Source organism: Bacillus sp. ms-22, from assembly GCF_009759805.1.
Classification (GTDB): domain Bacteria; phylum Bacillota; class Bacilli; order Bacillales; family Bacillaceae; genus Bacillus; species Bacillus xiamenensis.
Window position 1 is genome coordinate 1,629,923 of record NZ_CP046653.1, and the last position, 25,798, is coordinate 1,655,720.

The window sequence follows — 25,798 nt, forward strand, 5'->3', positions numbered from 1 at the left end:
TCAATAAAACAATTTATTAGGGGGTTCAATCATGGTAATGAAAAAATCAATTCGTTTAGGTGTATTATCAGGGGCATTAGGTCTTGCATTAATTGGCGGGGGAACGTGGGCTGCGTTTAATGATGTCGAGACGGCAAACGCGGTCTACTCTACAGGAGAGCTGGCTTTATCTGCAAAAGAAAATTCTGGCGCCATCAACCTTTCGAACTTAAAACCTGGTGACCGAATCAAGAAGGAATTTAATTTTGAAAATAAGGGGTCGCTTGCGATTAATCAAGTGCTGATGAGTCTTGATTATAGCCAGTTTAAAGATGGAACATCAGCGAAGAACGGCGGAAAGAATACAGCTGAAGAATTCCTCAGCCAATTTCAGGTGAGTGTTCTAACGGTTGGAGCCGAAGGTGGAAATGGATACCCGAAAAATATTATTTTAGACCATGCCAACCTGCTTGACCTGCATTTATTAACGTCAAAGCAGGATCAGACCGCATTTGAAAAGCTTCGTCATGCCGTCGATGAGAAGTTTTTACATGAAAGTGGTAAAATCAATGTAGCAACCGTTGATGGAACAGCGGCTCCAGAGTATGACGGCATTCCAAAGAATCCGTTTGATTACGATAAAATGGAAATGATCATTGAATTTGTCAATGACCAGACGAAGGATAAAGCGGGTCACTATATCCAAAATAAATACCAAGGCGATGCGATTCAAATTGATCTTTCCTTCGAAGCGACTCAGTGGAATGGGTTAACGATCAATCCAAAAGAGCATACGGATGAAAAAGGCTACGTGAAAGAAAACGAAAAAGCACACAGCGAAGATAAAAAATAAAACCAGTCTTTAGACTGATATCAAGTTCTGCATAGCAATTGGAGGAGTATGCGCTAAAACGTGCGCGTCACTCCTCTTCTTGCTTTTTTTTCCAGATTTGATAATCTAAAAATTCACGAAATTGCTTTTTCGAAACCCCTGATGTCATTGCATCTCGAACTAGTTTTTCCCATTCACTATCTAATTGACCATCGTATTCGGTTTCATCTTTTTCGTTTAACAGTGTATGAACCGAGACGTCCAGAACAGCGGAGACTTTTTCAAGAAATTGAATGGAGGGGTTTGTTTGCAAGTTTCTTTCTATTGAACTTAAATAAGACTTCGCTACCCCAGCCTTTTCGGCCAGTTCTGATAGTGAGTAGCCTTTTTCATTGCGGTATTGTTTAATACGCTGGCCAATCAATGTCATCACCTTCCTTTCGATATTATAGCACATTCAGAAAGGTTTGATAGAATGACTTCTTACCATAGGGGGAGACTCAGAGGACTTTTCGCTTGATTTGAGAAAATGACGGACTTCGTCAACTGTTAGTCCCACTTTGCGAGCTTCGCGTAATAATTGAACCCATTCATTGTCTAATAACTTCGTTTTCTTTTCCATACAAATACCCTCCTAAAATACTGAATCGTGTATTTCAGGCACTTAACGCATGAAATGGAAAGACACAGGTGATAAGACCTCATAGATTGCTTGCGTCATGTTTCCGCCCAATACAAATAGACAAACGTTGCTTTTGATTGATCGAAAATTGTATGTCATATGAAAGGGAAGGAGACTCGCTCAGTCAGCCTCCCCTTTTTTGCTGTAAGTAAAAAAGTCCTCCATTTTCAATCGTAAGACTGATTTTTGGTTCGTATAAAGTTTTAAGTGCTTGTCTTTCTATTTCATATTCTACAGATGTGTCAGAAGTCCCTTCATAAAATTGGTTTAAAAGTTCCGAGTCTTCCTTCCACTTTTGAACAGCTCTTACTGCCCAATCGTCCGGCTCTTCGTGGGCATAACGCTCCATCAGGCTGTAGAGCCGTTTGACGCCGCTCTCTGGCTTAATCATCGTACTCATTGTAAAGCAATAGTCAGGAATTTGAGACGACAGCTCACGGGCTTCCAGCTGATCTTGAAATTGTTCGATAACTTCCCCGCGTATCAGATGAAGCCCAAGGGACAGCAGCTTATCTTTCTTACGGTCTGCCAGATAGGATATTTTCACATTGAGGCCAAGCCATGGCTCTAGAGCGATCTGGTTGTTTGTGAGCGGTCTGACTTTTTCGTAGAGCCGGATAAAACGGCCTTGCTGTTTAACAGCCTCGAAAATTTGGAATAAGCGAGGGGAGCCGAAGTGGACGAATTCGCCCTCGACCGTGTCACCCGCTTTTTTTTGATCGGTAATCAAGGTCAATTGCCGCGGCTCAGGTACACCGCCCGTTTTTTCGAGCCAGTGCCAGTAAAAAGGGCGGTTCATAATCAATTTATCCATTTCGATTGTCAGCTGTACTGTCATGTGCCCTGCACTTTCCTCTAGTATGTCGCATTGATTTGCCTGAAAGAAGCGGAGAAGAAATGTGTGAATGTCACGCTGCTCCATTGGTCAACTCTCCTTTATGAACCCTGCTGTCTTTTTTCTAAAAGCGGTGTTTGTGCTTCTGTCAAATAGGAAGCAAATTGGGTTAACTTCTTTTTCATGTCTCTGTCAGATTCGTGCTGAAAGAGGATATGATGCAATTCTGTTTCGGCTTCTTTGATATCAATCCGGGTTAAAATATCATCTAGATCACCAATCACGTTTTCAAACAGCTGAATTTTTTCATATAACAGCTTTAAAATATGTTCCTCGACTGTTCCGTTTGTGGCCATATTGTAAATGTGGACATCCCGCTCTTGACCGAGGCGGTGAATACGTCCAATTCGTTGTTCTAGCCGCATTGGGTTCCACGGAAGGTCGTAGTTGATGATCTGGTTGCAAAACTGAAGGTTGATCCCCTCGCCGCCTGCTTCTGTCGCAATTAACACTTGCGCCCGTTCTCTAAATAAATCCTTCATCCAGTCTTTTTTGCTTCGTTTAAAACCGCCTCGAAAGGGAACTGAGCTGATCCCGTTTTGTTGGAGAAACCATTGTAAATAAATTTGTGTCGCACGATATTCAGTGAAGATAATGACTTTCTCATTTAATTGTTGAATGAGCTTAACGACTTCCAGCGCCTTTGAATTTTGTTCGACTTGATTGATTTTCTCCATGATTTGCCCAATTGCAGAAGCGCCTAGAATGTGTTTTTCCTCTTCTTGCATTTTTTTGATGGTCATATAGACCGCTTCTCGGCTTGAACAGCATTCTCGTTCCAAGGTCATAATGGAAAACATGTGCTTCGTATAAGATGGATTGTTTTTCAGCTGACAGATTTCATCATATAAGGCTTGTTCTGTCGGCGAAAAATCAATGGAAATGGTCTTCACATGACGTTTTGACCATTCGATGCCAGTGTCTTGCCTGCGGTTACGAATCATCACTTTATTGACTAATTGTTTTAGCCGGTCATGGTCTTCAAGCTGAAGCTCCTTTTTAGCAAAGAGATCTTTGAACTGATGTTCATTTCCTAGATGCCCTGGTTTCAGAAGGGAGACGAGATTGAAAATTTCTCCTATTCGGTTTTGGATAGGTGTCGCTGTGAGCAGCAGGCAGAACTTCTTATTCAAATTTCTCACAAACTCATAGTTTTTCGTTTTATTGTTTTTCAGTTTGTGTGCTTCATCAATAATGACCATATCGTAGGCGATGGATAAAATGGTGTCTCGATGTGGCTGTCTTTTGGCAGTATCAATCGAGGAAACGACAACATCACACTGCTCCCACACATAGCTCTTTTTTTGCTCGACAGCATCAATGTAAAATTTCGTCCGCAGCTCCTGCACCCATTGGGACACAAGGGAGGCGGGTACGAGAATGAGAATCTTTTTGGCAAGTCCGCGAATCATGTATTCTTTGATAATGAGTCCAGCTTCTACGGTTTTCCCAAGGCCCACTTCATCTGCTAAAATGGCTTTCCCGTTCATCTCTTCTACGACTCTTTTAGCGACTTCAAGCTGGTGTTTTAAAGGAGTAAATGCAGGCAGGTGTGCCGGAGCCAGTAGCCCCTCGAATGAATCGATGGCTGTGACTTGTTGAACCTGCGCTGCTAAACGGTACATATTCCAGTTCGCCCAGGGGCCGTCTGCTGAAAGCCGCTGCTGAAATTCATTTGCCCATTCCTCATCAAAAATCGTTTGAATATTCAATGTCATCGCCTGCCTTTCTAGTCGGTTGATGTAAAATCGTTCTGTTTTTAAACGCTTCATTTTTTAATAGGTGTTTAAAAGATGATATATTTTAATAAAAGCGAACGATACTAAATGTTTATTTTAAAAATGTTAATGATTTTTCTGTTGCTCTCGATCCATTTCTAATGGTAGGATGTTGGTAAGTGAACTAGAGAATAAGTCACCCATTTTGATAGTATGTCCAATAAATGTGAAGAATATGAGCGGATGATGGTATGGGGAGAGACCTAGCGGTTATTTTGCACTGGCAGGCGCCGAAGGAGCAAGCTGATTGAATCAGTGAATCTCTCAGGCAAAAGTACTCTTACCGGACGCAACTCTGGAGAGTGTTTGCTCATCGGTTTTTAGCAAACCACCAAAGGGGAAAACGCACAATGATGTTGTGCTGTAAACTTTCAGGTGCAAGGACAGAGACTTCTTTTTGATAAAAGGGAGCGCTCTGTCCTTTTTTGCTGTGATTTTTTCTGAAAATTCAGCTTGTGGTCTGCACTGTAAGAAAAAAGGGGGAAATGATTAATGTTGAAACGAACACCGCTTTTTCATGCGTATGAAACATTTGGCGCAAAAACGATTGATTTCGGGGGCTGGGAATTACCTGTCCAATTTTCTTCCATTAAAGAAGAACATGAAGCTGTTCGAACAAAAGCAGGGCTTTTTGATGTGTCTCACATGGGTGAGGTGGAAGTCAAAGGTCAAGATGCCCTTCCTTTTTTACAAAGGTTATTAACCAATGATCTGTCGAAGCTGACAGATGGTAAGGCACTATATACAGCCATGTGCTATGAAGATGGCGGAACGGTGGATGACCTGCTTGTCTACCAAAAAGAAAAGAACAACTATTTGCTTGTCATCAATGCATCAAATATCGAAAAAGATGTGGATTGGCTGCTTCAGCATCAAGGGGAGGATGACGTTACAATCAAGAACATCTCTGATCAAACCGCCTTGTTAGCCCTTCAAGGACCTCTTGCTGCTGACATCATGAAGGCTGTGGCAGGTAAAGAGGTGACATTACTCAAGCCGTTTACATTTTTATCAAAAACGGAGGTCGCTCAAAAAGAGGTGCTTGTTTCAAGAACCGGCTATACAGGAGAAGACGGCTTTGAAATCTACTGCCAGTCAGAGGATGCTGTCCATATTTGGTCGGCTTTATTAGAAGCGGGTGAGCCTAAAGGGCTCATTCCATGCGGTCTCGGTGCACGTGATACCTTGAGATTTGAAGCAAGACTTCCGCTTTATGGCCAAGAGCTGACCAAGGATATTTCTCCTTTAGAAGGCGGGATTGGTTTTGCTGTTAAAACGGATAAAGAAGCCGATTTTATCGGAAAAGCCGCGCTCAAAAAACAAAAAGAAGAGGGAACGAAACGAAAGCTTGTCGGCATTGAAATGATGGATAAAGGAATTCCGCGGACAAACTATCCGGTCTTTTCAGGAGAGAAGCAGATTGGAATCGTCACAACGGGCACACAATCTCCAACGTTAAAGAAAAATGTCGGGCTTGCCTTGATCGAAACCGCTCAAGCCCAGCTTGGGACAGAGGTGGAAGTGCAAGTTCGTAAAAAACGTCTAAAAGCGAAAATCGTCGCCACACCATTTTATAAAAGAGCCAAATAACGAGGGGGAATAGAGGATGAAGCACAGGTATTTGCCGCAAACAGAGCAAGATCAAAAAGAAATGCTCGATGTCATCGGCGTTCAGTCGATTGATGAGCTTTTCTCAGATATCCCAGAGAAAGTAAGATTCAAAGGCACATATAACATCAAAGAAGCCGCATCTGAAACAGAGCTCGTGCGGGAATTGTCTCGTCTCGCTGCCAAAAATAAAGATACTCTTGCCTATGCATCGTTTTTAGGTGCTGGTGTGTATGATCATTACCAGCCTGTGATTGTAGATCATGTGATTTCACGTTCTGAATTTTATACAGCGTATACACCGTATCAGCCTGAGATTTCGCAAGGTGAATTGCAGGCGATCTTTGAATTTCAAACGATGATTGCGGAGCTGACCGGTATGGATCTTGCAAATTCCTCAATGTATGATGGCGGAACCGCATTAGCTGAAGCGGCGATGCTGGCTGCAGGACATACAAAGAAGAAAAAGGTTGTGGTCTCTGAGACAGTTCATCCTGAATCACGAGCGGTGCTGAAAACATATGCAAAAGGACAGCATATTGAAGTCGTCGAAGTACCTGCACGTAAAGGACAGACGGATATTGCTGCATTAGAAGAAGCTGTCTGCGACGAAACAGCAGCGGTTCTTGTACAATATCCAAACTTCTTCGGTGTCGTTGAACCGTTAAAAGAGATTGAACCGATTGCACATCAAGGGAAAAGTCTGTTTATTGTTTCAAGTAACCCGCTTGCACTTGGTTTACTGACACCTCCAGGAAAGCTTGGAGCAGATATTGTCGTTGGTGATGCACAGCCGTTTGGCATTCCAGCTGCATTTGGCGGACCTCATTGCGGATATTTCGCTGTGACGAAAAAACTAATGCGGAAAGTGCCGGGGCGTTTAGTCGGACAAACAGAAGACGAGAACGGTGTGCGTGGATTTGTACTGACCCTACAAGCGCGCGAGCAGCACATTCGAAGAGATAAAGCGACTTCTAATATATGTTCCAATCAGGCGTTAAACGCGTTAGCCGCTTCTGTTGCAATGACGGCACTTGGAAAAACAGGCATAAAAGAAATCGCCTATCAAAATGTACAAAAAGCTCATTATGCTAAAACGCAGGCGGAACAGCATGGATTACAGGCTGAAATAGAAGGGGCCCATTTTAATGAGTTCGTGATCAAGCTTGATGAGCCTGTGAAGGAAGCTAATAAACGATTGCTTGAAAAAGGAATCATTGGCGGATATGATCTAGGGCTAGCCTATCCAAACCTTCAGCATCATATGCTTGTAGCCGTAACAGAGCTAAGAACAAAAGAAGAAATTGATACGTTCATCAAGGAATTGGGGGATCGCCATGAATAAACAAGATCAGCCGCTTATTTTTGAATTATCCAAAGAAGGAAGAATTGGTTATAGCCTGCCTGATTTAGATGTACCTGAAGAAAAGCTCCCAGCCTTATTTGATGAAACGTATATCCGCCATGAAGATGCGGAGCTGCCTGAAGTTTCCGAGCTAGATATTATGCGTCACTACACAGCATTATCTAGGCGTAATCATGGGGTCGATTCTGGCTTTTATCCTCTAGGCTCTTGTACGATGAAATATAATCCGAAAATTAACGAAAAGGTCGCACGTCTTGCAGGCTTCTCGCAAGTGCATCCGCTTCAAGAGGCAGACACAGTGCAAGGCGCATTAGAGTTACTTTATGATTTAGGTGGCCATTTAGAAGAAATCACAGGAATGGACGCCGTGACTTTACAGCCTGCGGCAGGAGCACACGGTGAATGGACGGGGCTCATGATGATTCGTGCGTATCATGAAGCAAGAGGAGATCATAAACGAACAAAAGTGATCGTGCCTGATTCTGCCCATGGAACGAATCCGGCATCTGCGACAGTCGCTGGATTTGAAACGATCACCGTCGCATCTGATGAAAATGGTCTTGTCGATTTAGAGGATCTGCGGCGTGTTGTCAATGAAGAAACCGCTGCTCTCATGCTCACAAATCCAAATACACTCGGCCTTTTTGAAGAAAATATTTTAGAGATGGCTGAGATTGTTCACGGAGCTGGAGGTAAGCTTTATTATGATGGAGCGAACTTAAATGCCGTTTTAAGCAAAGCAAGACCGGGGGATATGGGATTTGATGTCGTTCACTTAAATCTGCATAAAACCTTTACAGGTCCACACGGAGGCGGAGGTCCTGGTTCTGGTCCAGTCGGTGTGAAAAAGGATTTGATTCCATATTTGCCTAAGCCAGTACTTGTGAAGAAGGAAGGTCGTTATTATTTTGATGATGATCGCCCAGAATCCATTGGACGTGTCAAACCGTTCTATGGCAACTTTGGCATCAATGTCAGGGCGTATGCGTATATCCGTTCTATGGGTCCTGACGGCTTAAAGGCTGTAACAGATCATGCGGTGTTAAATGCCAACTATATGATGCGCCGCTTAAGTGCCCATTACGATTTGCCATTTGACCGCCACTGTAAGCATGAATTTGTTCTTTCAGGTAAACGTCAGAAAAAACTAGGTGTCCGGACGCTTGATATGGCCAAACGATTACTTGATTTTGGCTATCATCCGCCAACGATCTACTTCCCGCTCAATGTAGAAGAATGTATCATGATCGAACCAACTGAAACGGAATCAAAAGAGACCCTTGATGCATTCATTGAAGCGATGATTCAAATTGCAAAAGAAGCAGAAGAGAACCCAGAAGTCGTACAGGAAGCACCACATACGACAGTTGTCAAACGAATGGATGAAACAAAGGCTGCACGGAATCCAGTTCTTGTTTTTGAAAGAAAATAAAAAGACTCTAGGGGGCAATAGCTCCCAGAGTCATTTTTATTAATTCTTTGTTTTAATGCGGCCGCCCCATTTTTTAAAGCCGCCCTTTAAATTATAAATCTCACGACAGCCATTTTTACGTAAAGTTTGAGCTGCCTTCCCGCTTCTCAAGTTGTTTTGGCAATAGAGATAAACAGGCTTGTCAGGGCGTATTTCATTTTTTCGCTGCTTTAGTTGTGAAAGGGGGATGTTTCTTGCGCCTAAAATATGTCCGCCTTCAAACTCATTTGGCTCTCTCACATCAATGAGCTGGGCTTTGCGGTACCCTTTAATAAATTCTTCTTCCGTCAGCGTTTTCATAATACGCTGCTGATAAATGAAACTGCCGATGGAATAAAGAACGAAAAGTCCACAAAGTGAGAGGACGATATAGTTGAATATTGGCAATACGACTCGACTCCTTCTTGAGCATCAGCACAGTAGCCTGTCTGATGGTACGTTTTAGACAAATACTATTATAGTAAAGCAAAAGAAACTTGTCATCATAAATGGTCAGAATTATTTTCAATTCCTTCCCTATTTGATAGACTGATGAAGAGAGAAAACCGGTGGCTGCCACCATGATCTAACATTGACTACGTAAAAGAGAAGGGATTTTTATATGCAAAAAGAGAAATGGTGTTTCATTGATACAGGAAACCAAGACCCTGCCTTTAACATGGCAATGGACGAAGCCTTGCTTTATTGGCATAGTGAGAATCTCATCCCGCCAGTGATCCGTTTTTATGGCTGGAATCCGGCGACACTATCTGTTGGGTATTTTCAGCATGTTGAAAAAGAAATCAACATGGAAGCGGTCAAGCGCTATGGTCTTGGGTTTGTCCGCAGACCAACAGGCGGCAGAGGGGTTCTTCATGATCAGGAGCTGACCTACAGCGTGATTGTGTCAGAAGAGCATCCAGAGATGCCAGCGACGGTGACAGAGGCATACCGCGTCATTTCAGAAGGTATTTTAGAGGGCTTTAAGGAACTGGGACTCGATGCGTATTTTGCCATTCCTCGTACAGAAAAAGAAAAAGAAAGCTTAAAGAATCCAAGGTCGTCTGTCTGCTTTGATGCGCCTTCTTGGTACGAGCTTGTCGTAGAAGGCAGAAAAGTAGCAGGCAGCGCTCAAACGAGGCAAAAAGGTGTGATCCTCCAGCATGGCTCGATTTTAATTGACCTTGATGAGGACAAATTGTTTGATTTGTTCCTTTATCCAAACGACCGGGTAAGAGAGCGGATGCAGCGCAGCTTTAAAAACAAGGCGGTGGCGATTAATGAAATCTCAGACCGAACATGTACGATAGACGATGCACGTGTTGCGTTTAAACGAGGGTTTGAAAAAGGATTAAATATCGAGCTTGTGCCTTATGAGCTGACAGATGAAGAATTAGCGTTTGTCCACCATCTCGCCAAAACGAAATATGCCTCAGATGATTGGAATTACAAGCGTTAAGACGAAGGACACTTCTTGTTTTTTAATGAGCGATGGTGTAGAATTGTTATGATTATTAAGTAAAGGTGCATTTTGGAGGGGTTTTATGACTACACCTAGTATGGAAGATTACATTGAACAAATTTATATGCTAATAGAAGAAAAAGGATATGCAAGAGTATCTGATATCGCAGAAGCACTCGCTGTCCATCCCTCCTCTGTAACAAAAATGGTTCAGAAGCTAGATAAAGATGAATACCTCATTTATGAGAAATATCGTGGTCTAATTTTAACCCCGAAAGGCAAAAAAATTGGAAAACGTCTCGTATACAGACATGAACTGCTAGAGCAATTTTTAAGAATCATTGGTGTAGATGAAGAGAAAATTTATGATGATGTAGAAGGCATTGAACATCATCTCAGCTGGAACAGTATTGACCGCATTGGCGATCTCGTTCAATTCTTTGAAGAAAACGATGAGCGATCCGTTCAGCTGAAAGCGATTCAAAAGAAAAACGAACAAACCAATCAAGAATCTTAAGAAAAAGGACACCCATGCCGAGGGTGTCCTTTTTGAATAAAGTTCTAATTGAAAGCAAATGCTCCTACACTATTAATAGTGTGACATTGAAAAGGGGGCTCCTTGATGAAGATAGATGGTGTGTTCTCGGGTGGAGGCATTAAGGGTGCAGCACTTGCAGGTGCCTATGAAGCACTTGAAGCGAGGGGATTTCAATTTGTCCGTCTAGCTGGAACAAGTGCTGGAGCGATCATTGCTTCACTCATCGCAGCAGGTTTTACAAGCCAGGAGATTCGGGACCTTTTAGATGAAATGGATGAGCATCAATTGCTTGACCGAAGGTGTCAATTCATCCCGTTTAAAATGCTCAGATGGGTATCTATTTATTGGCGTCTTGGTCTTTACAAAGGAGACCGGCTAGAAAAATGGCTGGCAGACATTTTAAAACGAAAAGGAGTCACCGTATTTGGCGATCTGAAAAAAGGTTCACTGAAAATCGTCGCTTCTGATTTAACGAATGGGAAAATCCTCGTCCTGCCAGATGACCTTCCTTCATATGGGTTAAATCCAGAACGTTTTTCCGTCGCAAGAGCCATTCGCATGAGCTGCAGCCTGCCGTATTTTTTCGAACCTGTCAAACTGAGGTCTTCAAAAGGAATTTGTACCATTGTAGATGGAGGAGTGCTCAGCAATTTTCCAATTTGGTTATTTGCGGAAGAGAAAAAAAGACCATTTGTCGGTGTCACATTAACCCCAAACGAAAAAGAACGCCCTCAACATTCCATCCGCAATGCGTTTGAACTGTTTGGCGCTCTTTTTGAAACGATGCGTGGTGCTCATGACGAAAGGCATATTGCCACAAAACACGAACGTCATATTATTTTTATTCCGGTAGAACACGTCATTGCCACTGAATTTCATCTCATGACAGAAAAGAAAAGGGCGCTCGTCGATCTAGGTAGACAGAAGGCCGAGCAATTTTTAAAGAGCTGGACATTTTAAAATAAGGCGCGATTCTTCTTTTTGTTTTTCTTGCCTTCAATCACAGTCAAATGTGTTTGGCTTTTCTTTTTGAGAAGGACGGGCTTAGACTTGTGGTCAGTCGGCACGCTTCGCAAATGAGTGACCCGATTTTTCATATGGCTTTTCGTCTTTGGTTTAGGCTGCTGGTAGCGACGTTTTGATTGTTTGACTGCTTTACGATATAGGTTGCCTTCTGTTCCAGTTCTTCGATTCATCAGCCATCTAAAAAGGAAAAACATAACCGCTCCAATGATCACAACTGATAGCAGCATCGTAAAGAGTCTGCCAGGATTCGTTGTGAGTAAATATATAAAACCCAAAACACCTAAAGCGAAAATAATGGTAAAAGCAGGATGTACTCGGCGATTCATAACTGTCCACCTCCGAAGGAATTTACCGGATTTATAAGCTAGATCACTTGATGAGTAGAATCTGATGCTTGTTTCTCAGACGCTTCCTCTAAACGAAGAAGTTCATTAAAACTTGCAATGGCTACCTCGACTTGGTCGTCAGAGGGTTCTTTTGTTGTAAGCAATTGCAGCCAAAGGCCAGGATAGCCAAGCACTTTTAGCACTGGCACTTCACGGAGTTTGTTCGTAAGCTGAAGCACTTCAAATGAAATGCCCAGAACAACCGGAATGAGTGCCAAGCGGTTCAGAATTCTCACCCATAAAGGATCTGTCGGTACAAGTAAATAGACGAACATTCCAACAATGACAGTGAATAAAATAAAGCTGCTGCCGCATCGATAATGAAGCCGGGATTGGCTTTGGACATTTTCCACTGTGATGTCAAGGTTCTGTTCATAGCAGTTTATGACTTTATGTTCTGCTCCATGATATTGAAATACCCTTTTAATTAAAGGGGTCATGGAAATAAAGTAAATATAGCCTAATAACAGGATCAATTTAAAGAATGTTTCAACTGCGATTTGTGCGAAGTTTCCTGAGAACACAGGCCGCACAAGCTCAGCTAAAAAGACAGGTACTAGGGTAAAGACAAATTTACTAAAGAGAAGAGAGAGAACTCCGATCACAGCAATGCCAAAGATCATTGAGAATTTCGAGCCTTTTTGTTCTTTTTCAAGAGTATGATCTTCAGAAGGATCTAAGTCATAGCGCTCACTGGAGAAATTTAAGTGCTTACTGCCGTTTGCGCTTGCTTCAACAAGTGCAGCAACACCCCTAACAAATGGGATTTTCTTGAGAAAGGCGGTTCGTTTATTGGAGGTCCGGGGAAGCTTTAAAAACTCGATGGACTGGTCCTTACGCCGAATCGCTGTCACATAGTTCTTTTTACCTCCGAACATGACACCTTCTACAACTGCCTGCCCTCCATATGCTGGAGATTTTGTTTGATTGGACATATTTCATCAACCTGCCTGTTTCCTGTAATTTACATGCATTTCTTTATACCTTTATTGTACAGGAAATGAAGGGAAATCACTAGCTCACAGGTCGATTATCTACTAGAATTCTATCTACCTCTTTTTAGCCAGTATACCCTGTTTTAAAAATTTTACACTCACGCATGGAAATCCTTTTTTTTCATGACATTTTGGACATACTACTTGCTGGAGGTGTTCATATGAAACGTGATGAAAAGAAAAACCAAGAAGAAAAAAATCAGTCTGTACAAACGTCTTCGATGGTGGCAAGGGCAGCAGCTACAGGCTTTGTCGGCGGAGTTTTTTGGGGATTTATCGGATTTCTGACCCATATGTTTCATTTTTCAGAGGTGAGTCCAAATATGCTTTTGCAGCCATTTGTGCTTGGTGATTGGAAAAAGGGAGGACTTGGCACATTGATTAGTATTGTGCTTTTAGGGCTTTTATCTATTGGCGCAGCCTTTATTTATTACGGGCTGTTAAAACGGATCAAAGGCTTTTGGATGGGGCTGGTGTATGGCGGGCTTTTATGGGTACTTGTTTTTTATGTATTTAATCCTATTTTCCCAGATGTCAAGCAAGTACAAGATTTACAGCAAAGCACCATTGTAACGACATTTTGCCTATATATTTTATATGGCATGTTTGTAGGGTACAGTATTTCATTTGAATACAATGAATTAACAAGCCAGAAGCTTGCGAGGGCACTCGGGAAAAAGACAGAATAAAGTGTAAATCACTCATTCATATGATAAAATATTTTTGGAAACGAAAGGTTTCTAAGGAAAAAGAAACAGACATCGATATAGATTGAATTAGGGTGAAGGAGTGGTTAAATGCCTCATTTTCTAGTGCTAAATGGGCCCAATTTAAATAGGCTCGGCAAAAGAGAGCCTGCTGTTTACGGAAGTAAAACGCTGACAGATTTAGAAACGGATTTGTTTCAATTCGCAGAACGAGCAAATATCCAATTAACATTTTTTCAATCGAATCATGAAGGTGATTTGGTTGATGCGCTCCACGAAGCAGAGGAGCAGTACGATGGCGTCGTGTTTAACCCGGGTGCTTTTACCCACTATAGCTATGCACTAAGAGATGCCATTGCAAGTATTTCTTTACCTGTCATCGAAGTACATATCACAAATGTTCATAAAAGAGAGGAATTCCGCCATCACTCAGTTCTTGCGCCAGTCTGCCAAGGTCAAATTGTTGGACTTGGTCTAGAAGGGTATAAATTGGCGATTCGTTATTTGGTCAGTGATGGGGGAGCGGGATCATGAAACTTGAAAAACTAAGAAATCTTTTAAACGAATTAGAAATTGACGGTCTAGTGATTACGAGCAGCTTTAATTTACAATACATGACCAGCTTCACTGGATCAGCTGGTCTTGCCGTCGTTTCAAAAGATCGAGCAGCCTTTATTACCGACTTCCGCTACACAGAGCAAGCCAAGGACCAAGTAAAAGGCTATGACATCATTGAACATAAAGGAAACATTGTAGAAACTGCTGTCCAAACGGCAAAGGCATTTGGGGTCAAACGTCTTGGGTTTGAACAGAACCATATGACATTTGCCACATATCAGCAGTACGCAGGCAAAGCAAGCGGTATAGAGCTTGTTCCTGTCTCAGAATCAGTTGAAAAGTTGCGCTTGATTAAGTCTAATGAAGAGATTAAGATATTAGAGGAAGCTGCGAAGATTGCAGATCACGCCTTTGATCATATTCTCACTTACATCAAGCCGGGCCTGACAGAAATTGACGTCATGAACGAGCTTGAATTTTTCATGAGAAAAGAAGGTGCTGAGGGATCTTCATTCGATATGATTGTTGCTTCAGGCGTTCGTTCAAGCCTGCCGCATGGGAGAGCAAGTGAAAAAGTGATTGAATCCGGTGATTTGGTTACACTGGATTTCGGTGCTTACTATAAAGGCTATTGTTCTGATATGACAAGAACAATCGCTGTAGGAACGCCAAGCGACAAGCTAAAGGAAATTTATCATATCGTATTAGAAGCAGAAAACGCTGGTGTGGATAGAATCAAGCCAGGCTTAACAGGAAAAGAAGCTGATCGCATCACACGAGACATCATTGAAAAGTATGGCTACGGTCAATACTTCGGGCATTCGACTGGACACGGGCTTGGTATGGAAGTACATGAAGCGCCTGGTCTTTCTTCACGCTCAGAGGTCGTGTTAGAAGAAGGAATGGTTGTGACAGTAGAGCCGGGAATTTACTTACCGGATGTCGGCGGCGTGAGAATTGAGGATGATATTGTCCTGACAGCTGACGGCAATAAACGATTGACCCACTCACCGAAAGAACTTATCATATTATGATGGTGAAATGTAGGAGGATGACAAAATGATTTCAGTAAACGATTTTCGTACAGGCCTGACAATTGAAGTGGACGGCGGTATTTGGCGTGTAGTGGATTTCCAACACGTAAAACCAGGAAAAGGCGCAGCATTTGTCCGTTCGAAACTGCGTAACCTGCGTACAGGTGCAATTCAAGAAAAAACATTCCGTGCAGGTGAAAAAGTAGCGAAAGCTCAAATTGAAACAAAAACAATGCAATACTTGTATGCAAATGGCGACCAGCATGTATTCATGGATACAAGTTCATACGAACAGCTTGAACTAAGCGAAGCGCAAATCAAAGATGAGCTGAAATATTTGCTTGAAAATATGTCGGTTCAAATCGTGATGTACGGTGATGAAACACTTGGAGTAGAACTTCCAAACACGGTAGAACTAGAAGTAGTAGAAACAGAGCCTGGTATTAAAGGTGACACAACATCAGGCGGCTCAAAACCTGCGAAAACAGAAACTGGTTTAATCGTCAACGTTCCTTTCTTTGTGAACCAAGGAGATAAACTAGTGATTAATACATCTGATGGTTCATACGTTTCAAGAGCGTAATGAACGAAGAAAGACTGTAAACCTCGAGTTTACAGTCTTAGCGTGTAGACAAACCCTCGCATTCTTTGTCAGTCCTGCGTGCCGGTGCTCACGAATGTTAAATTCGCTCCGCTCCGGTACTCGTCCTTCCTAGACTGCAAAGGTTTTCTATCACGCTGAAAAGAAGACAAAAGACTAAAATAAAGTTCATTTTAGCCCTTTGTCAACAATCTGAGACTGTAAACCTCGAGTTTACAGTCTTTTTTTATTGAAAAAAATAACGCCTCTCCAAACACTTCTCTCTCTATTCTCTCATTCATCTCTCTTCCTTCTGAAAAACAAGACTACTTCCAGCTAGTGAAGCATATAGTGTAAAAAAAGCTGGAGGTTCTATATGAAACAATTTCTTTTCCCGGGCATACACCCGTCAGTCGCTGCAATGGCAGGCATGAGATTTTTATCAGCGACCATTGAACTGACGGCCGCCATCCTCATTTTACTTACAAATGATGTACGTAAAGCGGTTGTCATCAATAGCATTCTAGCGATCATCGGGCCGCTCATTTTTATTATCACCATGACGATTGGAATCTATCAAATCGCAGGGCAGTTATCCTATGCAAAGCTTGTGTTTATTTTCATGGGTGTCGTGTTTATTCTTGTTGGGATTTATAAGTGAATGGCTTGGCATAATTAACGCCACACATCATACATTTTAGAGAAGAAAAAAAGGAGGGGAATTCGTTGCGGAGTTTGTTGGATATTCTCCCGCATTCGATTGGACAAGAGCTCAGCCTGCTGAAAGAAGCAGAATGGGCGCAAATAGAAGAAATCCGCATTCGCACAGATCGTCCGGTTGAATTGATGCAAGGAGGAAAACCGCGCTTTCTTTCCTATCATACAACAGGAGAAGACGCATCACAGCTATTAGGCAGGCTAAGTAATTACAGCATGTACACACTTGAAGAAGAGCTAAAACAAGGCTATATCACCATATCTGGCGGACACCGGGTAGGACTTGCTGGAAAAGTAATCGTTGAAAATGGTGTCGTCAAAGGCTTGAGAGATATTTCGTCATTTAATATCCGTATTGCAAAAGAAAAAATCGGCATGGCCCTGCCCTTTCTCCCTTATTTATATGAACAACATTGGTGCAACACACTCATCATTGGTCCTCCGCAAACAGGGAAAACGACATTGCTGCGTGATGTAGCGCGTCTTGCGAGTACAGGAACGAAAACCATCCCTGCTAGAAAAACAGGCATTGTGGATGAACGCTCTGAGATAGCCGGGTGTATAAGAGGGGTGCCGCAGCATTCTTTTGGACACCGGATTGATGTACTGGATGCGTGTCCAAAAGCTGAAGGGTTAATGATGATGATCCGTTCCATGAGTCCAGAGGTCATCATTGTAGATGAAATCGGAAAAAGTGAGGATGTACAGGCACTTTTAGAAGCGATCCATGCTGGAGTCACCATTATCGTCTCAGCTCATGGGTATTCACTGGAGGACCTATATAAACGGCCATCATTCGAGCCGTTATGGCAGTTTCGAGTATTTGATCGGTATGTTGAATTAAATAGAAAAAATGGTCCCGGCACGATCGGTCGGATGTATGACCAAGATGGACAAGAGATGAAGTATAGGCAGGGAGTGGACGTATGCTAAAGCTCATTGGCGCTATTTTCATCGTCGCGGCCACGACTTGGGGAGGATTTGAGTTTGCCAAACGATACAGCGACCGGCCTAAGCAAATTCGGCAGCTTCGGTTTGCTCTCCAATCTCTTGAAGCTGAAATCATGTATGGTCAAACACCTTTAGCTAGAGCCGCTGATCAAATTGCATCGCAAGTAGGGCCACCTGTGAATCGATTATTTGAACAATTTGCAGAAAAACTCAAAGCCGGCACCTTTTCAGCAAGGCATGCATGGAACGAAAGTTTAGAGGACGTTTGGAAAAAGACCGTTTTGAAAAAAGGCGAATATGAAGCGCTGAAGCATTTTGGAGAAACTCTTGGTCAGCATGATGTCACTGCTCAGCAAAAATATATCAAGCTGGCGTTAGGTCATTTGGAATCAGAAGAGAAAGAAGCTGAAGTTGCCCAAGCGAAAAATGAAAAAATGGTGAGGAGTCTTGGATTTTTAAGTGGATTACTACTGATTCTGTTATTGATGTGAGAAGAAGGGAGTCGAGAGCATGGGCGTTGATGTAAACGTCATTTTCCAAATCGCAGGAGTAGGCATCGTCGTGGCCTTTCTTCATACGATTTTGGATCAAATGGGGAAAAAAGAGTACGCTCAGTGGGTGACACTGCTTGGGTTTATCTACATTTTATTTATGGTGGCAACCATTGTAGATGATTTGTTTAAGAAGATTAAAGCCGTATTTCTATTTCAAGGATAGGGGAGGGCTTACAAATCGAAATCATTCAAATTGTTGGCCTTGGTTTAATTGCTACTTTTCTAGCTTTAATCGTCAAAGAACAAAAGCCACCCTTCGCCTTTATGCTTGTTGTGTTTACAGGGTGTGTGATTTTTCTTTATTTAATCGATCAAATCTATGCCATTATCTCCATGATCGAAAAAATTGCGGCAAGTGCCGGTGTCAATATGAAGTACGTTGAAACCATTTTGAAAATCATCGGAATTGCCTATATTGCAGAATTTGGCGCCCAGCTCACAAAAGATGCAGGACAAGGCGCCATTGCTTCGAAAATAGAGCTTGGCGGCAAGATTCTCATCTTGGTCATGGCGGTCCCGATTTTAACGGTCATCATTGAGACCATTTTAGGCATGATCCCGTCCATGACTTGATTGAAAAGAGGTGATGTTAATGAAACGGGTGATGGCTGTGGCGGGGCTTATCATGTTCTTTTGGATGATGGTTCCGTATGCAAATGCAGAAGAAAATGAGCCTTTATCAAGTGAAGAACCGGCCGCAGAAGAAGCGGCGAGTGGACAGGCTGATGCATTAGAGCTTCATTCCATCAATGACTTTTGGGAAACCATATTGGACGAGTATGGCGGCTTTCTCCCTGAAAGCCAAAAAGGCACAGTGAAGGAAATGATTGATGGCGATAAAGAGTTGTCTCCCCAAACGTGGCTGAAGGCATTTGTTCATTATCTTTTTCATGAGGTCATTGCCAATGGAAAGCTTCTAGGCACATTGATTTTACTCACCATCTTTTGTTCGCTTTTGCAGCTTTTACAAAACGCTTTTGAGCAAAGCACTGTCAGTAAAGTCGCATACGCTCTTGTTTATATGGTGCTCATCATTATTGCATTAAACAGTTTTCATGTCGCCATTTCTTATGCAACAGAAGCGATTCAAACGATGACCAGTTTTATTCTTGCTCTTATTCCTCTTTTATTAGCGCTCATTGCTTCATCAGGCGGAATTGTTTCTGCCGGATTCTTTCATCCTGTGATTTTATTTTTAATGAACACGAGCGGCATTTTTATTCAGTATGTCGTTCTTCCGCTCATCTTTTTATCCGCCATATTGAGCATTGTCAGCACGCTGACGGAACAATACAAGGTCACCCAGCTGGCTCAGCTGTTAAGAAATGTGGCGATTGGCGGACTTGCTGTTTTTCTCACCGTTTTTCTCGGCGTCATTTCCGTCCAGGGAGCATCTGCTGCTGTCAGTGACGGCATTGCGCTTCGGACAGCCAAATTTATTACAGGAAATTTCATTCCTGTTCTCGGCCGGATGTTTACAGATGCGACAGATACCGTCATCAGCGCCTCAGTGCTGCTTAAAAATACGGTTGGCCTTGTTGGTGTCGCCATATTGATCTCAATTGCGGCTTTTCCGGCGATTAAGGTGCTGTCGCTCGCCCTTATTTATAAGCTTGCCGCCGCCATTCTTCAGCCTTTAGGGGGCGGACCGATTATAAGCTGTCTTGATGTCATTTCAAAGAGTGTTCTGTATATATTTGCTGCACTAGCTGTTGTGTCACTGATGTTCTTTTTAAGTATTACCGTCATCATTACAGCTGGCAATCTCACAATGATGATGAAGTAAGGAGGGGGCACCTTTTGAGTTTTCTCACAGAATGGATCACAAGTATTATCCTATTTATTTTATTTGCTATTGTGATTGATCTTTTGCTTCCTAATTCAAGCATGCAGAAATATGCAAAAATGGTCGTCAGCCTACTGCTGATCGTTGTGATGCTTAATCCGATCTTTGCTTTATTTCGTGCCGATCCTGACCAAATTTTCTCGGAATTAATGAAGGGAAAGGAAGAAGCGCAATCAGAAGACATAAAAAATCAGATGAATTTAGAAAAAAAAGAAATACAAGCCTCACAGCGTGCATATATTTTAAAGCAAATGGCTGTCCAACTAGAAAAAAGCGCAAAAGAGCCACTGGAGAAGGAGAGCTATGAAATGAAACACGTAGAAGTGTTGGCAGATGAAGAGCACCTTGATCAGAACATGGAGGTAGATCAATTCCGCATCAAAGCAGTCCTCTCCCCGCTCACAGGTGATGCTGTAGAAACGGTGGCAAAGGTCGACATTGATCTCTCCAGGCAAAAGGAGGAAAGCGCTGGATCGTCACCAAAAGAGATGGCGAGAGTAAAAGAGACGCTTGCGGATGTATGGAATACAAGTCCTGAACATATTGCGCTGAACATTGAGGGAGGTGACGCAGCAGATCATGAATAACAAGGACTGGAAACAAAAGCTGAAATCATTGTTCCAACCACCTGAAAAAGGTGAAGGAAAACCAAAATTAACGAAGCATCATTACTTGCTGCTTGTATTCATTATCGGCGTGTCGTTCATGTTAGTCAGCCAGATTCTCTCACCACCATCAAGCAAACAACAGGCTGCTGTTCCAGCATCTAAAAAAACATCTTCAGAGGAGCAGACGGTGTTCAAACCAGCGTCGTCAAGCAAGGAGAAAAACTCAATTGAGGATGTTGAGCAAGAGTACGAAAATCAGTTGAAAGAAATTTTAGAGACGATCATTGGTGTTGAAGATGTGTCCATTGTGGTCAATGTAGATGCGACGTCTTTAAAAGTTTTTGAAAAAAACAAATCCAATAAAAGCACAACGACAGAGGAAACAGATAAAGAAGGTGGCGTGCGAAGTGTGACGGATCAAACAAAGGAAGAAGAGATCGTCATCATCAAAAACGGCAATGAAGAAACACCTGTTGTTGTCCAAACGAAAAAGCCTGAAATTCGAGGTGTTCTCGTTGTTGCTCAAGGAGTAGACAACGTTCAAATAAAGAAAACCATCATTGAAGCGGTTACACGAGTGCTTGATGTACCGAGCCATAGAGTGGCTGTTGCCCCTAAAAAAATCAAGGAGGATTCGGAATGATGTTAAAAAAACAAACGGTTTGGCTATTAACGATGCTAAGTTTAGTTGTCGTATTAAGTGTGTACTATATCATGTCCCCACAAGGTGAGAATGCAGTGACAGTAGAAGATACGAAATCAAAAGGAATGGAAGAGAAAAAGACTGAAACAGAAAAAGGAACGGAAAAAGGCGCAGGTGACAAGTCAACTGACAAAGAAACAAATGCCAAACAAGAAGATGTTGAAACAAGTGGTGAAGAAGGAAAGGCTGTTTCAGAGCAGACAGACGATGAGCTTTTCACAACATACAGACTAGAACTAGAAGATAAGCGCAGCAAGCAGCGCGAAGAATTTAACGAAATCGTGTCTAGTGATGATGCAACAGCGCAAGAAAAAAGTGAAGCGTATGATCAAATGACAGCTCTTAGTGAGGCAGAAGGAACAGAGCGTCAGCTGGAGACATTAATTAAAACAAAAGGATATAAAGATGCTCTTGTGAGTGCTGAAGGCGATAAAGTGAGCATCACGGTTCGTTCTGATAAAAAATCAAAGTCCCAAGCAGCAGATATTATTGATTTGGTCACAAAGGAAATGAGGGGGCTTGATAACGTAGCCGTCACTTTTGAGCCATCGAATCAATAAAAAATGAACCAGCGCCCTTTGCTGAAAAGGGCGTTTTTTATGCGGTTTGGCGGCCTTTTTAAGATGCCTGAATGGAGCGTTTCATCACAATAGTAGTTGAATTCAACGAAATCCTCCTGTAAGATGGTTATAGTATGTAGTTTTAGTACTAGCCTATAAAAAAGATAAATCCATACATAGGGGTGCAAATCCATGTTAAAAATTGAAGAAATTCATGAACTGATTAAATTAATTGACGAATCTACAATTGATGAATTTACGTACGAAAATGAAGGTGCAACAATCAAACTGAAAAAAAATAAAGAAGTCGTTCAGCAAGTTGCGGCACAAGCACCAGTGGCTCCTGTCCAAGCAGCTCCAGCTCAACAAGCTCCGAAAGCACAAGCTCCAGCTCAGACCGAAGCCCCTGCACAAGAGGCAGTTGCGTCTGAAAATCTGCATAAAATCACATCCCCAATGGTTGGCACATTTTATGCTTCTTCTTCACCAGAAGCAGATCCTTACGTGACAACAGGTTCTAAGGTGAAGGAAGACTCAGTTGTATGTATCGTTGAAGCGATGAAACTGTTTAATGAAATCGAAGCAGAAGTAAAAGGTGAAATCGTCGAAGTATTAGCTGAAAACGGTCAGCTTGTAGAATTCGGACAACCCCTCTTTCTAGTGAAAGCAGAGTAAGGAGTACGATCATGATTAAAAAGCTATTAATTGCAAACAGAGGAGAAATCGCAGTTAGAATCATCCGCGCTTGTAAAGAGCTTGGAATTGAAACCGTTGCGGTATTTTCTGAAGCGGATCGAGATGCGCTGCATGTTCAAATGGCTGATGAAGCATATTGCATCGGACCGACTGCTTCAAAAGATAGTTATCTAAATGTGACAAATATTGTCAGTGTTGCAAAGCTGACAGGTACAGATGCCATTCATCCAGGATACGGATTCCTTGCTGAAAATGCAGATTTTGCAGAGCTTTGCGAAGAATGTAATGTCATTTTTGTTGGACCAACTGCATCAGCGATTTCCAAAATGGGAACAAAAGATGTGGCAAGAGAAACAATGAAGCAGGCAGGCGTACCAATTGTCCCTGGTTCTCAAGGAATTGTAAAAGACCTTGATGATGCCGTTTCAACCGCAGCAAGTATTGGGTATCCTGTTATTATCAAAGCAACTGCAGGCGGCGGCGGTAAAGGTATCCGTGTAGCTCGTACAGAAGAAGAGCTCATCAACGGTGTCAAAATCACGCAGCAAGAAGCAGCGCAGAACTTTGGTAACCCAGGTGTTTATTTGGAGAAATTCATTGAAGACTTTAGACACGTGGAAATCCAGGTGCTTGCTGATCAGCATGGGAATACGATTCATTTAGGTGAGCGTGATTGCTCCATTCAAAGAAGAATGCAGAAGCTTCTTGAAGAAACACCATCACCAGCACTGAATGCAGATATTCGTGAGCAAATGGGAGAAGCAGCTGTGAAAGCAGCAGAAGCTGTTGAATACACAGGGGCTGGAACGGTCGAATTCATTTATGATTATAATGAAGAGAAATTTTACTTCATGGAAATGAATACCCGTATCCAAGTAGAGCATCCTGTTACGGAAATGGTCACAGGTGTTGACTTGATCAAAGAACAGATCATGGTTGCATCAGGTGAAAAGCTTTCTCTTACTCAAGAGGATGTCGTATATGAAGGCTGGGCAATCGAATGCCGTATTAATGCAGAGAACCCAGAGAAAAACTTCATGCCTTCTGCAGGTGAAATTAAAATGTATCTTCCGCCAGGCGGACTAGGTGTACGTGTTGATTCTGCTGCTTATCCGGGTTATGTGATTCCGCCATATTACGATAGTATGATTGCAAAAGTCATCACATATGGTAAGACGAGAGAAGAAGCGATTGCAAAAATGAAACGTGCGCTTCAAGAATTCGTCATTGAAGGAGTCTACACAACCATTCCATTCCACCTTAGATTGCTTGAGCATGAAACATTTGTGAGCGGTAATTTTAATACGAAGTTTTTAGAAACGTATCAAATTATGAAATAATAACAGCTTTCGGAGGTGAATGATCGTGTCAGAAAACAATTTGCTTGAAATGAACCTTGATGAAGATCAATTGGGAAAAGTGCAAATTGCGCCAGAAGTGATTGAAGTCATCGCTGGGATTGCTGCTTCAGAGGTTGAGGGAATTGCGGAAATGCGCGGCAACTTCGCTGCTGATGTGGCAGAACGCTTTGGTAAGAAAAATCACCGTAAAGGTGTAAAAGTAGATGTCTCTGATGAAGGCATCACAATTGATGTGTATTGTGTGGTTGAGTTTGGCCTGTCCATTCCAAAGGTATCCACCGCTGTTCAAGAAAATATCCGTCAAACCCTTTTAAACATGACCGCCTTAACGATTAATGAAATCAACATTCATGTGGTGGGCATTCAATTTGATACAAAAGCACCTGAGGCTGAAGTAGATCAAGAAATGTAAAAAGGGTTGAAGTGAAACCAAGGAGGCATCGCCTCTTTGGTTTTTTAAAGCCCATTTTTGGGTGAGTTCCGAATAATGATTACGTCACGCTTTGATTTATTCGTTTTTCGCCGTAGCTCGCATGGATCTTGGTGCGACCACGTTCAAAATATGTTATGATCTCTGTATGGCTTAACGACAAGCGGATAAAGTGGTTAAAGGAGTAAATGATGAAAAGAAGAACTGCAAGAGAAAAGGCGCTACAAACATTATTTCAAATTGATGTCAGCAATATTGATCCGAAAGAGGCCATTACACATGCGCTGGATGAACAAGAATCAGATCCTTTTTTCGAGGAACTGGTTTTCGGTGTGCTTGAACAAAAGGACAAGCTCGATGACATGATTTCACAGCACCTTGTGAATTGGAAACTCGATCGTATTGCGAACGTAGACAGAGCCATTTTAAGGCTGTCTGTATACGAAATGGTATATCAAGAAGACATCCCGGTTAGTGTTTCAATGAATGAAGCCATTGAACTGGCTAAAGTGTTTGGTGATGATAAAGCACCGAAATTTGTAAATGGCGTACTTTCAAACATTAAAAACGACCTAAAGCAATAGGAGGATTCGACATGACCGCAACAATCATCGATGGAAAAGAAACAGCAAAAGAAAAGCGTGAACAATTAGCAAAAGAAGTAGAAGAGCTAAAACAAAAAGGAGTCACACCTGGTCTTGCCGTTATTCTAATCGGTGATGATCCGGCCTCACTTTCTTATGTGCGCGGGAAGAAAAAAGCAGCTGAAGCCATGGGCATGCATTTTCAGCTTGATCATTTAGATGCTTCTTTAACAGAAGAAGAATTGCTTCAGCTAATCGATCAGTACAATGCGAACGATCAATTCCACGGGATTCTTGTTCAGCTTCCACTGCCAAAACATATTTCTGAAAAAGCCGTCATTGAACGTATCTCACCAGAGAAAGATGTAGATGGTTTTCATCCGCTGAATATTGGGAAGATGCTGCTTGGTGAAGATACATTCCTTCCATGTACACCAGCAGGTATTGTTGAATTGCTGAACAAAACCGGTGTCAATCTTTCTGGAAAAGAAGTAGTGGTTGTGGGACGAAGCAATATTGTCGGCAAACCAGTTGGACAATTGCTGTTAAACGAAAATGCAACTGTCACATACTGCCACTCCAAAACGGCGAACATTTCAGAACATACGTTAAAAGCGGACATTTTAGTTGTTGCCGTCGGTCGAGCAAACTTTATTAAAGCTGACCAAATTAAAGAAGGCGCTATTGTCATTGATGTAGGAGTCAATCGTCTAGAAACAGGGAAACTTGTAGGGGACGTTGACTTTGAAGCAGCAAAAGAAAAAGCTTCTTACATCACACCAGTCCCTGGCGGAGTTGGTCCAATGACGATTACGATGCTTGCACACAATACGGTTAAATCAGCAAAACGTACATTATCATAAGCTTGATCCATTCATCCACCTGCGTGCTGCCGGTGGATGAATGTGCGTT

32 protein-coding genes and 2 riboswitches are annotated in these 25,798 nt (G+C 42.3%); of the genes, 25 read left to right on the forward strand and 7 right to left on the reverse strand.

Going from position 1 to position 25,798, the window contains the following annotated elements; all coding sequences use genetic code 11:
- The first annotated feature begins 31 nt into the window (after nucleotides 1-31).
- Nucleotides 32-832: a biofilm matrix protein TasA gene (gene tasA, locus GPA07_RS08525; protein WP_008360245.1), complete on the forward strand. Its 801-nt coding sequence runs from the start codon at nucleotides 32-34 to the stop codon at nucleotides 830-832.
- A 67-nt stretch (nucleotides 833-899) separates the two neighbouring features.
- On the opposite strand, the gene sinR is transcribed toward tasA, so the two are convergent.
- The 4 genes from sinR to GPA07_RS08545 all read right to left on the reverse strand — a co-directional run bounded on the left by sinR (nucleotide 900) and on the right by GPA07_RS08545 (nucleotide 4,100).
- The gene (gene sinR / locus GPA07_RS08530; protein ID WP_008360247.1) at nucleotides 900-1,235 is read right to left on the reverse strand and encodes a transcriptional regulator SinR; all 336 of its coding nucleotides are present in this window, start codon (nucleotides 1,233-1,235) and stop codon (nucleotides 900-902) included.
- A gap of 33 nt (nucleotides 1,236-1,268) precedes the next feature.
- The gene (locus tag GPA07_RS08535; RefSeq protein WP_008360248.1) at nucleotides 1,269-1,433 is read right to left on the reverse strand and encodes an anti-repressor SinI family protein; all 165 of its coding nucleotides are present in this window, start codon (nucleotides 1,431-1,433) and stop codon (nucleotides 1,269-1,271) included.
- Nucleotides 1,434-1,617: 184 nt separating this feature from the next.
- Nucleotides 1,618-2,415, reverse strand: coding sequence for a YqhG family protein (locus tag GPA07_RS08540; RefSeq protein WP_008360250.1), 798 nt, complete (start codon nucleotides 2,413-2,415; stop codon nucleotides 1,618-1,620).
- Between the two features lie 14 nt (nucleotides 2,416-2,429).
- Nucleotides 2,430-4,100: a DEAD/DEAH box helicase gene (locus tag GPA07_RS08545; RefSeq protein WP_008360252.1), complete on the reverse strand. Its 1,671-nt coding sequence runs from the start codon at nucleotides 4,098-4,100 to the stop codon at nucleotides 2,430-2,432.
- Nucleotides 4,101-4,349: 249 nt separating this feature from the next.
- Nucleotides 4,350-4,456, forward strand: a riboswitch (glycine riboswitch).
- Between the two features lie 3 nt (nucleotides 4,457-4,459).
- Nucleotides 4,460-4,555: riboswitch (glycine riboswitch) on the forward strand.
- 103 nt (nucleotides 4,556-4,658) lie between these two features.
- Between GPA07_RS08545 and gcvT the strand changes: the two genes are divergently transcribed.
- From gcvT to gcvPB, 3 genes are read left to right on the forward strand one after another with little or no spacing between them, the layout of a single operon-like run.
- Nucleotides 4,659-5,756 (forward strand): glycine cleavage system aminomethyltransferase GcvT, encoded by a 1,098-nt coding sequence (gene gcvT, locus GPA07_RS08550; protein WP_157292351.1) that lies wholly within the window; start codon nucleotides 4,659-4,661, stop codon nucleotides 5,754-5,756.
- A gap of 16 nt (nucleotides 5,757-5,772) precedes the next feature.
- Nucleotides 5,773-7,119, forward strand: a complete 1,347-nt coding sequence (gene gcvPA / locus GPA07_RS08555) for an aminomethyl-transferring glycine dehydrogenase subunit GcvPA (protein WP_157292353.1) — start codon at nucleotides 5,773-5,775, stop codon at nucleotides 7,117-7,119.
- Nucleotides 7,112-8,572, forward strand: coding sequence for an aminomethyl-transferring glycine dehydrogenase subunit GcvPB (gene gcvPB / locus GPA07_RS08560; protein ID WP_008360257.1), 1,461 nt, complete (start codon nucleotides 7,112-7,114; stop codon nucleotides 8,570-8,572). Before gcvPA ends, gcvPB begins: the two co-directional genes overlap by 8 nt.
- A gap of 39 nt (nucleotides 8,573-8,611) precedes the next feature.
- On the opposite strand, the gene GPA07_RS08565 is transcribed toward gcvPB, so the two are convergent.
- Nucleotides 8,612-8,992, reverse strand: a complete 381-nt coding sequence (locus GPA07_RS08565; protein ID WP_071169246.1) for a rhodanese-like domain-containing protein — start codon at nucleotides 8,990-8,992, stop codon at nucleotides 8,612-8,614.
- A 220-nt stretch (nucleotides 8,993-9,212) separates the two neighbouring features.
- Here GPA07_RS08565 and GPA07_RS08570 point away from each other — a divergent pair, with 220 nt between their 5' ends.
- From GPA07_RS08570 to GPA07_RS08580, 3 genes are all read left to right on the forward strand, one after another.
- Nucleotides 9,213-10,049, forward strand: coding sequence for a lipoate--protein ligase family protein (locus GPA07_RS08570; protein ID WP_071168940.1), 837 nt, complete (start codon nucleotides 9,213-9,215; stop codon nucleotides 10,047-10,049).
- 85 nt (nucleotides 10,050-10,134) lie between these two features.
- Nucleotides 10,135-10,569, forward strand: coding sequence for a transcriptional regulator MntR (gene mntR, locus GPA07_RS08575; protein WP_003215946.1), 435 nt, complete (start codon nucleotides 10,135-10,137; stop codon nucleotides 10,567-10,569).
- Nucleotides 10,570-10,674: 105 nt separating this feature from the next.
- A complete protein-coding gene (locus GPA07_RS08580) occupies nucleotides 10,675-11,550 on the forward strand; it encodes a patatin-like phospholipase family protein (protein WP_008360263.1) in 876 nt (291 codons plus the stop codon).
- Here GPA07_RS08580 and GPA07_RS08585 read toward each other — a convergent pair.
- Nucleotides 11,547-11,942 carry an SA1362 family protein gene (locus GPA07_RS08585; RefSeq protein WP_071168941.1) on the reverse strand — a complete coding sequence of 132 codons (396 nt, stop codon included), beginning with the start codon at nucleotides 11,940-11,942 and terminating at the stop codon, nucleotides 11,547-11,549. The genes GPA07_RS08580 and GPA07_RS08585 overlap by 4 nt on opposite strands.
- A gap of 38 nt (nucleotides 11,943-11,980) precedes the next feature.
- Complete coding sequence (locus GPA07_RS08590) at nucleotides 11,981-12,937, reverse strand: DUF1385 domain-containing protein (protein ID WP_008360268.1); 957 nt, start codon at nucleotides 12,935-12,937, stop codon at nucleotides 11,981-11,983.
- A gap of 221 nt (nucleotides 12,938-13,158) precedes the next feature.
- Between GPA07_RS08590 and GPA07_RS08595 the strand changes: the two genes are divergently transcribed.
- The 18 genes from GPA07_RS08595 (at nucleotide 13,159) to folD (ending at nucleotide 25,749) form a co-directional block, all read left to right on the forward strand.
- Nucleotides 13,159-13,686: a YqhR family membrane protein gene (locus GPA07_RS08595; RefSeq protein ID WP_008360270.1), complete on the forward strand. Its 528-nt coding sequence runs from the start codon at nucleotides 13,159-13,161 to the stop codon at nucleotides 13,684-13,686.
- A 108-nt stretch (nucleotides 13,687-13,794) separates the two neighbouring features.
- Complete coding sequence (aroQ, locus tag GPA07_RS08600; protein ID WP_008360272.1) at nucleotides 13,795-14,238, forward strand: type II 3-dehydroquinate dehydratase; 444 nt, start codon at nucleotides 13,795-13,797, stop codon at nucleotides 14,236-14,238.
- Complete coding sequence (locus tag GPA07_RS08605; protein WP_174549256.1) at nucleotides 14,232-15,296, forward strand: M24 family metallopeptidase; 1,065 nt, start codon at nucleotides 14,232-14,234, stop codon at nucleotides 15,294-15,296. Before aroQ ends, GPA07_RS08605 begins: the two co-directional genes overlap by 7 nt.
- Nucleotides 15,297-15,321: 25 nt before the next feature.
- Nucleotides 15,322-15,879, forward strand: a complete 558-nt coding sequence (gene efp / locus GPA07_RS08610) for an elongation factor P (RefSeq protein ID WP_007501192.1) — start codon at nucleotides 15,322-15,324, stop codon at nucleotides 15,877-15,879.
- 373 nt (nucleotides 15,880-16,252) lie between these two features.
- Complete coding sequence (locus GPA07_RS08615) at nucleotides 16,253-16,537, forward strand: YqhV family protein (RefSeq protein ID WP_008358631.1); 285 nt, start codon at nucleotides 16,253-16,255, stop codon at nucleotides 16,535-16,537.
- A gap of 65 nt (nucleotides 16,538-16,602) precedes the next feature.
- Nucleotides 16,603-17,526, forward strand: a complete 924-nt coding sequence (spoIIIAA, locus tag GPA07_RS08620) for a stage III sporulation protein AA (RefSeq protein WP_071168944.1) — start codon at nucleotides 16,603-16,605, stop codon at nucleotides 17,524-17,526.
- Nucleotides 17,520-18,035: a stage III sporulation protein SpoIIIAB gene (spoIIIAB, locus tag GPA07_RS08625; RefSeq protein ID WP_008358628.1), complete on the forward strand. Its 516-nt coding sequence runs from the start codon at nucleotides 17,520-17,522 to the stop codon at nucleotides 18,033-18,035. Before spoIIIAA ends, spoIIIAB begins: the two co-directional genes overlap by 7 nt.
- Before the next feature lie 19 nt (nucleotides 18,036-18,054).
- Nucleotides 18,055-18,261, forward strand: coding sequence for a stage III sporulation protein AC (gene spoIIIAC / locus GPA07_RS08630; protein ID WP_003153142.1), 207 nt, complete (start codon nucleotides 18,055-18,057; stop codon nucleotides 18,259-18,261).
- Nucleotides 18,258-18,671 (forward strand): stage III sporulation protein AD, encoded by a 414-nt coding sequence (spoIIIAD, locus tag GPA07_RS08635; protein ID WP_157293146.1) that lies wholly within the window; start codon nucleotides 18,258-18,260, stop codon nucleotides 18,669-18,671. Before spoIIIAC ends, spoIIIAD begins: the two co-directional genes overlap by 4 nt.
- Nucleotides 18,672-18,702: 31 nt before the next feature.
- On the forward strand, nucleotides 18,703-19,884 hold the full coding sequence (gene spoIIIAE, locus GPA07_RS08640) for a stage III sporulation protein AE (protein WP_412096209.1): 1,182 nt from the start codon (nucleotides 18,703-18,705) through the stop codon (nucleotides 19,882-19,884).
- A gap of 14 nt (nucleotides 19,885-19,898) precedes the next feature.
- A complete protein-coding gene (gene spoIIIAF, locus GPA07_RS08645) occupies nucleotides 19,899-20,531 on the forward strand; it encodes a stage III sporulation protein AF (RefSeq protein ID WP_157292355.1) in 633 nt (210 codons plus the stop codon).
- Nucleotides 20,524-21,195: a stage III sporulation protein AG gene (gene spoIIIAG / locus GPA07_RS08650; protein ID WP_008358621.1), complete on the forward strand. Its 672-nt coding sequence runs from the start codon at nucleotides 20,524-20,526 to the stop codon at nucleotides 21,193-21,195. The genes spoIIIAF and spoIIIAG overlap by 8 nt, the downstream gene beginning before the upstream one ends.
- Entirely contained in the window at nucleotides 21,195-21,815 is a 621-nt protein-coding gene (locus GPA07_RS08655) for a SpoIIIAH-like family protein (RefSeq protein ID WP_008358619.1), read from the forward strand. The genes spoIIIAG and GPA07_RS08655 overlap by 1 nt, the downstream gene beginning before the upstream one ends.
- Before the next feature lie 192 nt (nucleotides 21,816-22,007).
- Nucleotides 22,008-22,490, forward strand: coding sequence for an acetyl-CoA carboxylase biotin carboxyl carrier protein (gene accB, locus GPA07_RS08660; RefSeq protein WP_071168947.1), 483 nt, complete (start codon nucleotides 22,008-22,010; stop codon nucleotides 22,488-22,490).
- Between the two features lie 11 nt (nucleotides 22,491-22,501).
- On the forward strand, nucleotides 22,502-23,851 hold the full coding sequence (gene accC / locus GPA07_RS08665) for an acetyl-CoA carboxylase biotin carboxylase subunit (RefSeq protein ID WP_008358616.1): 1,350 nt from the start codon (nucleotides 22,502-22,504) through the stop codon (nucleotides 23,849-23,851).
- A gap of 25 nt (nucleotides 23,852-23,876) precedes the next feature.
- Nucleotides 23,877-24,284 carry an Asp23/Gls24 family envelope stress response protein gene (locus tag GPA07_RS08670; RefSeq protein WP_034280262.1) on the forward strand — a complete coding sequence of 136 codons (408 nt, stop codon included), beginning with the start codon at nucleotides 23,877-23,879 and terminating at the stop codon, nucleotides 24,282-24,284.
- Between the two features lie 209 nt (nucleotides 24,285-24,493).
- Nucleotides 24,494-24,886, forward strand: coding sequence for a transcription antitermination factor NusB (nusB, locus tag GPA07_RS08675; RefSeq protein ID WP_008358612.1), 393 nt, complete (start codon nucleotides 24,494-24,496; stop codon nucleotides 24,884-24,886).
- An 11-nt stretch (nucleotides 24,887-24,897) separates the two neighbouring features.
- The gene (folD, locus tag GPA07_RS08680) at nucleotides 24,898-25,749 is read left to right on the forward strand and encodes a bifunctional methylenetetrahydrofolate dehydrogenase/methenyltetrahydrofolate cyclohydrolase FolD (RefSeq protein ID WP_008358610.1); all 852 of its coding nucleotides are present in this window, start codon (nucleotides 24,898-24,900) and stop codon (nucleotides 25,747-25,749) included.
- Nucleotides 25,750-25,798: the final 49 nt, after the last annotated feature.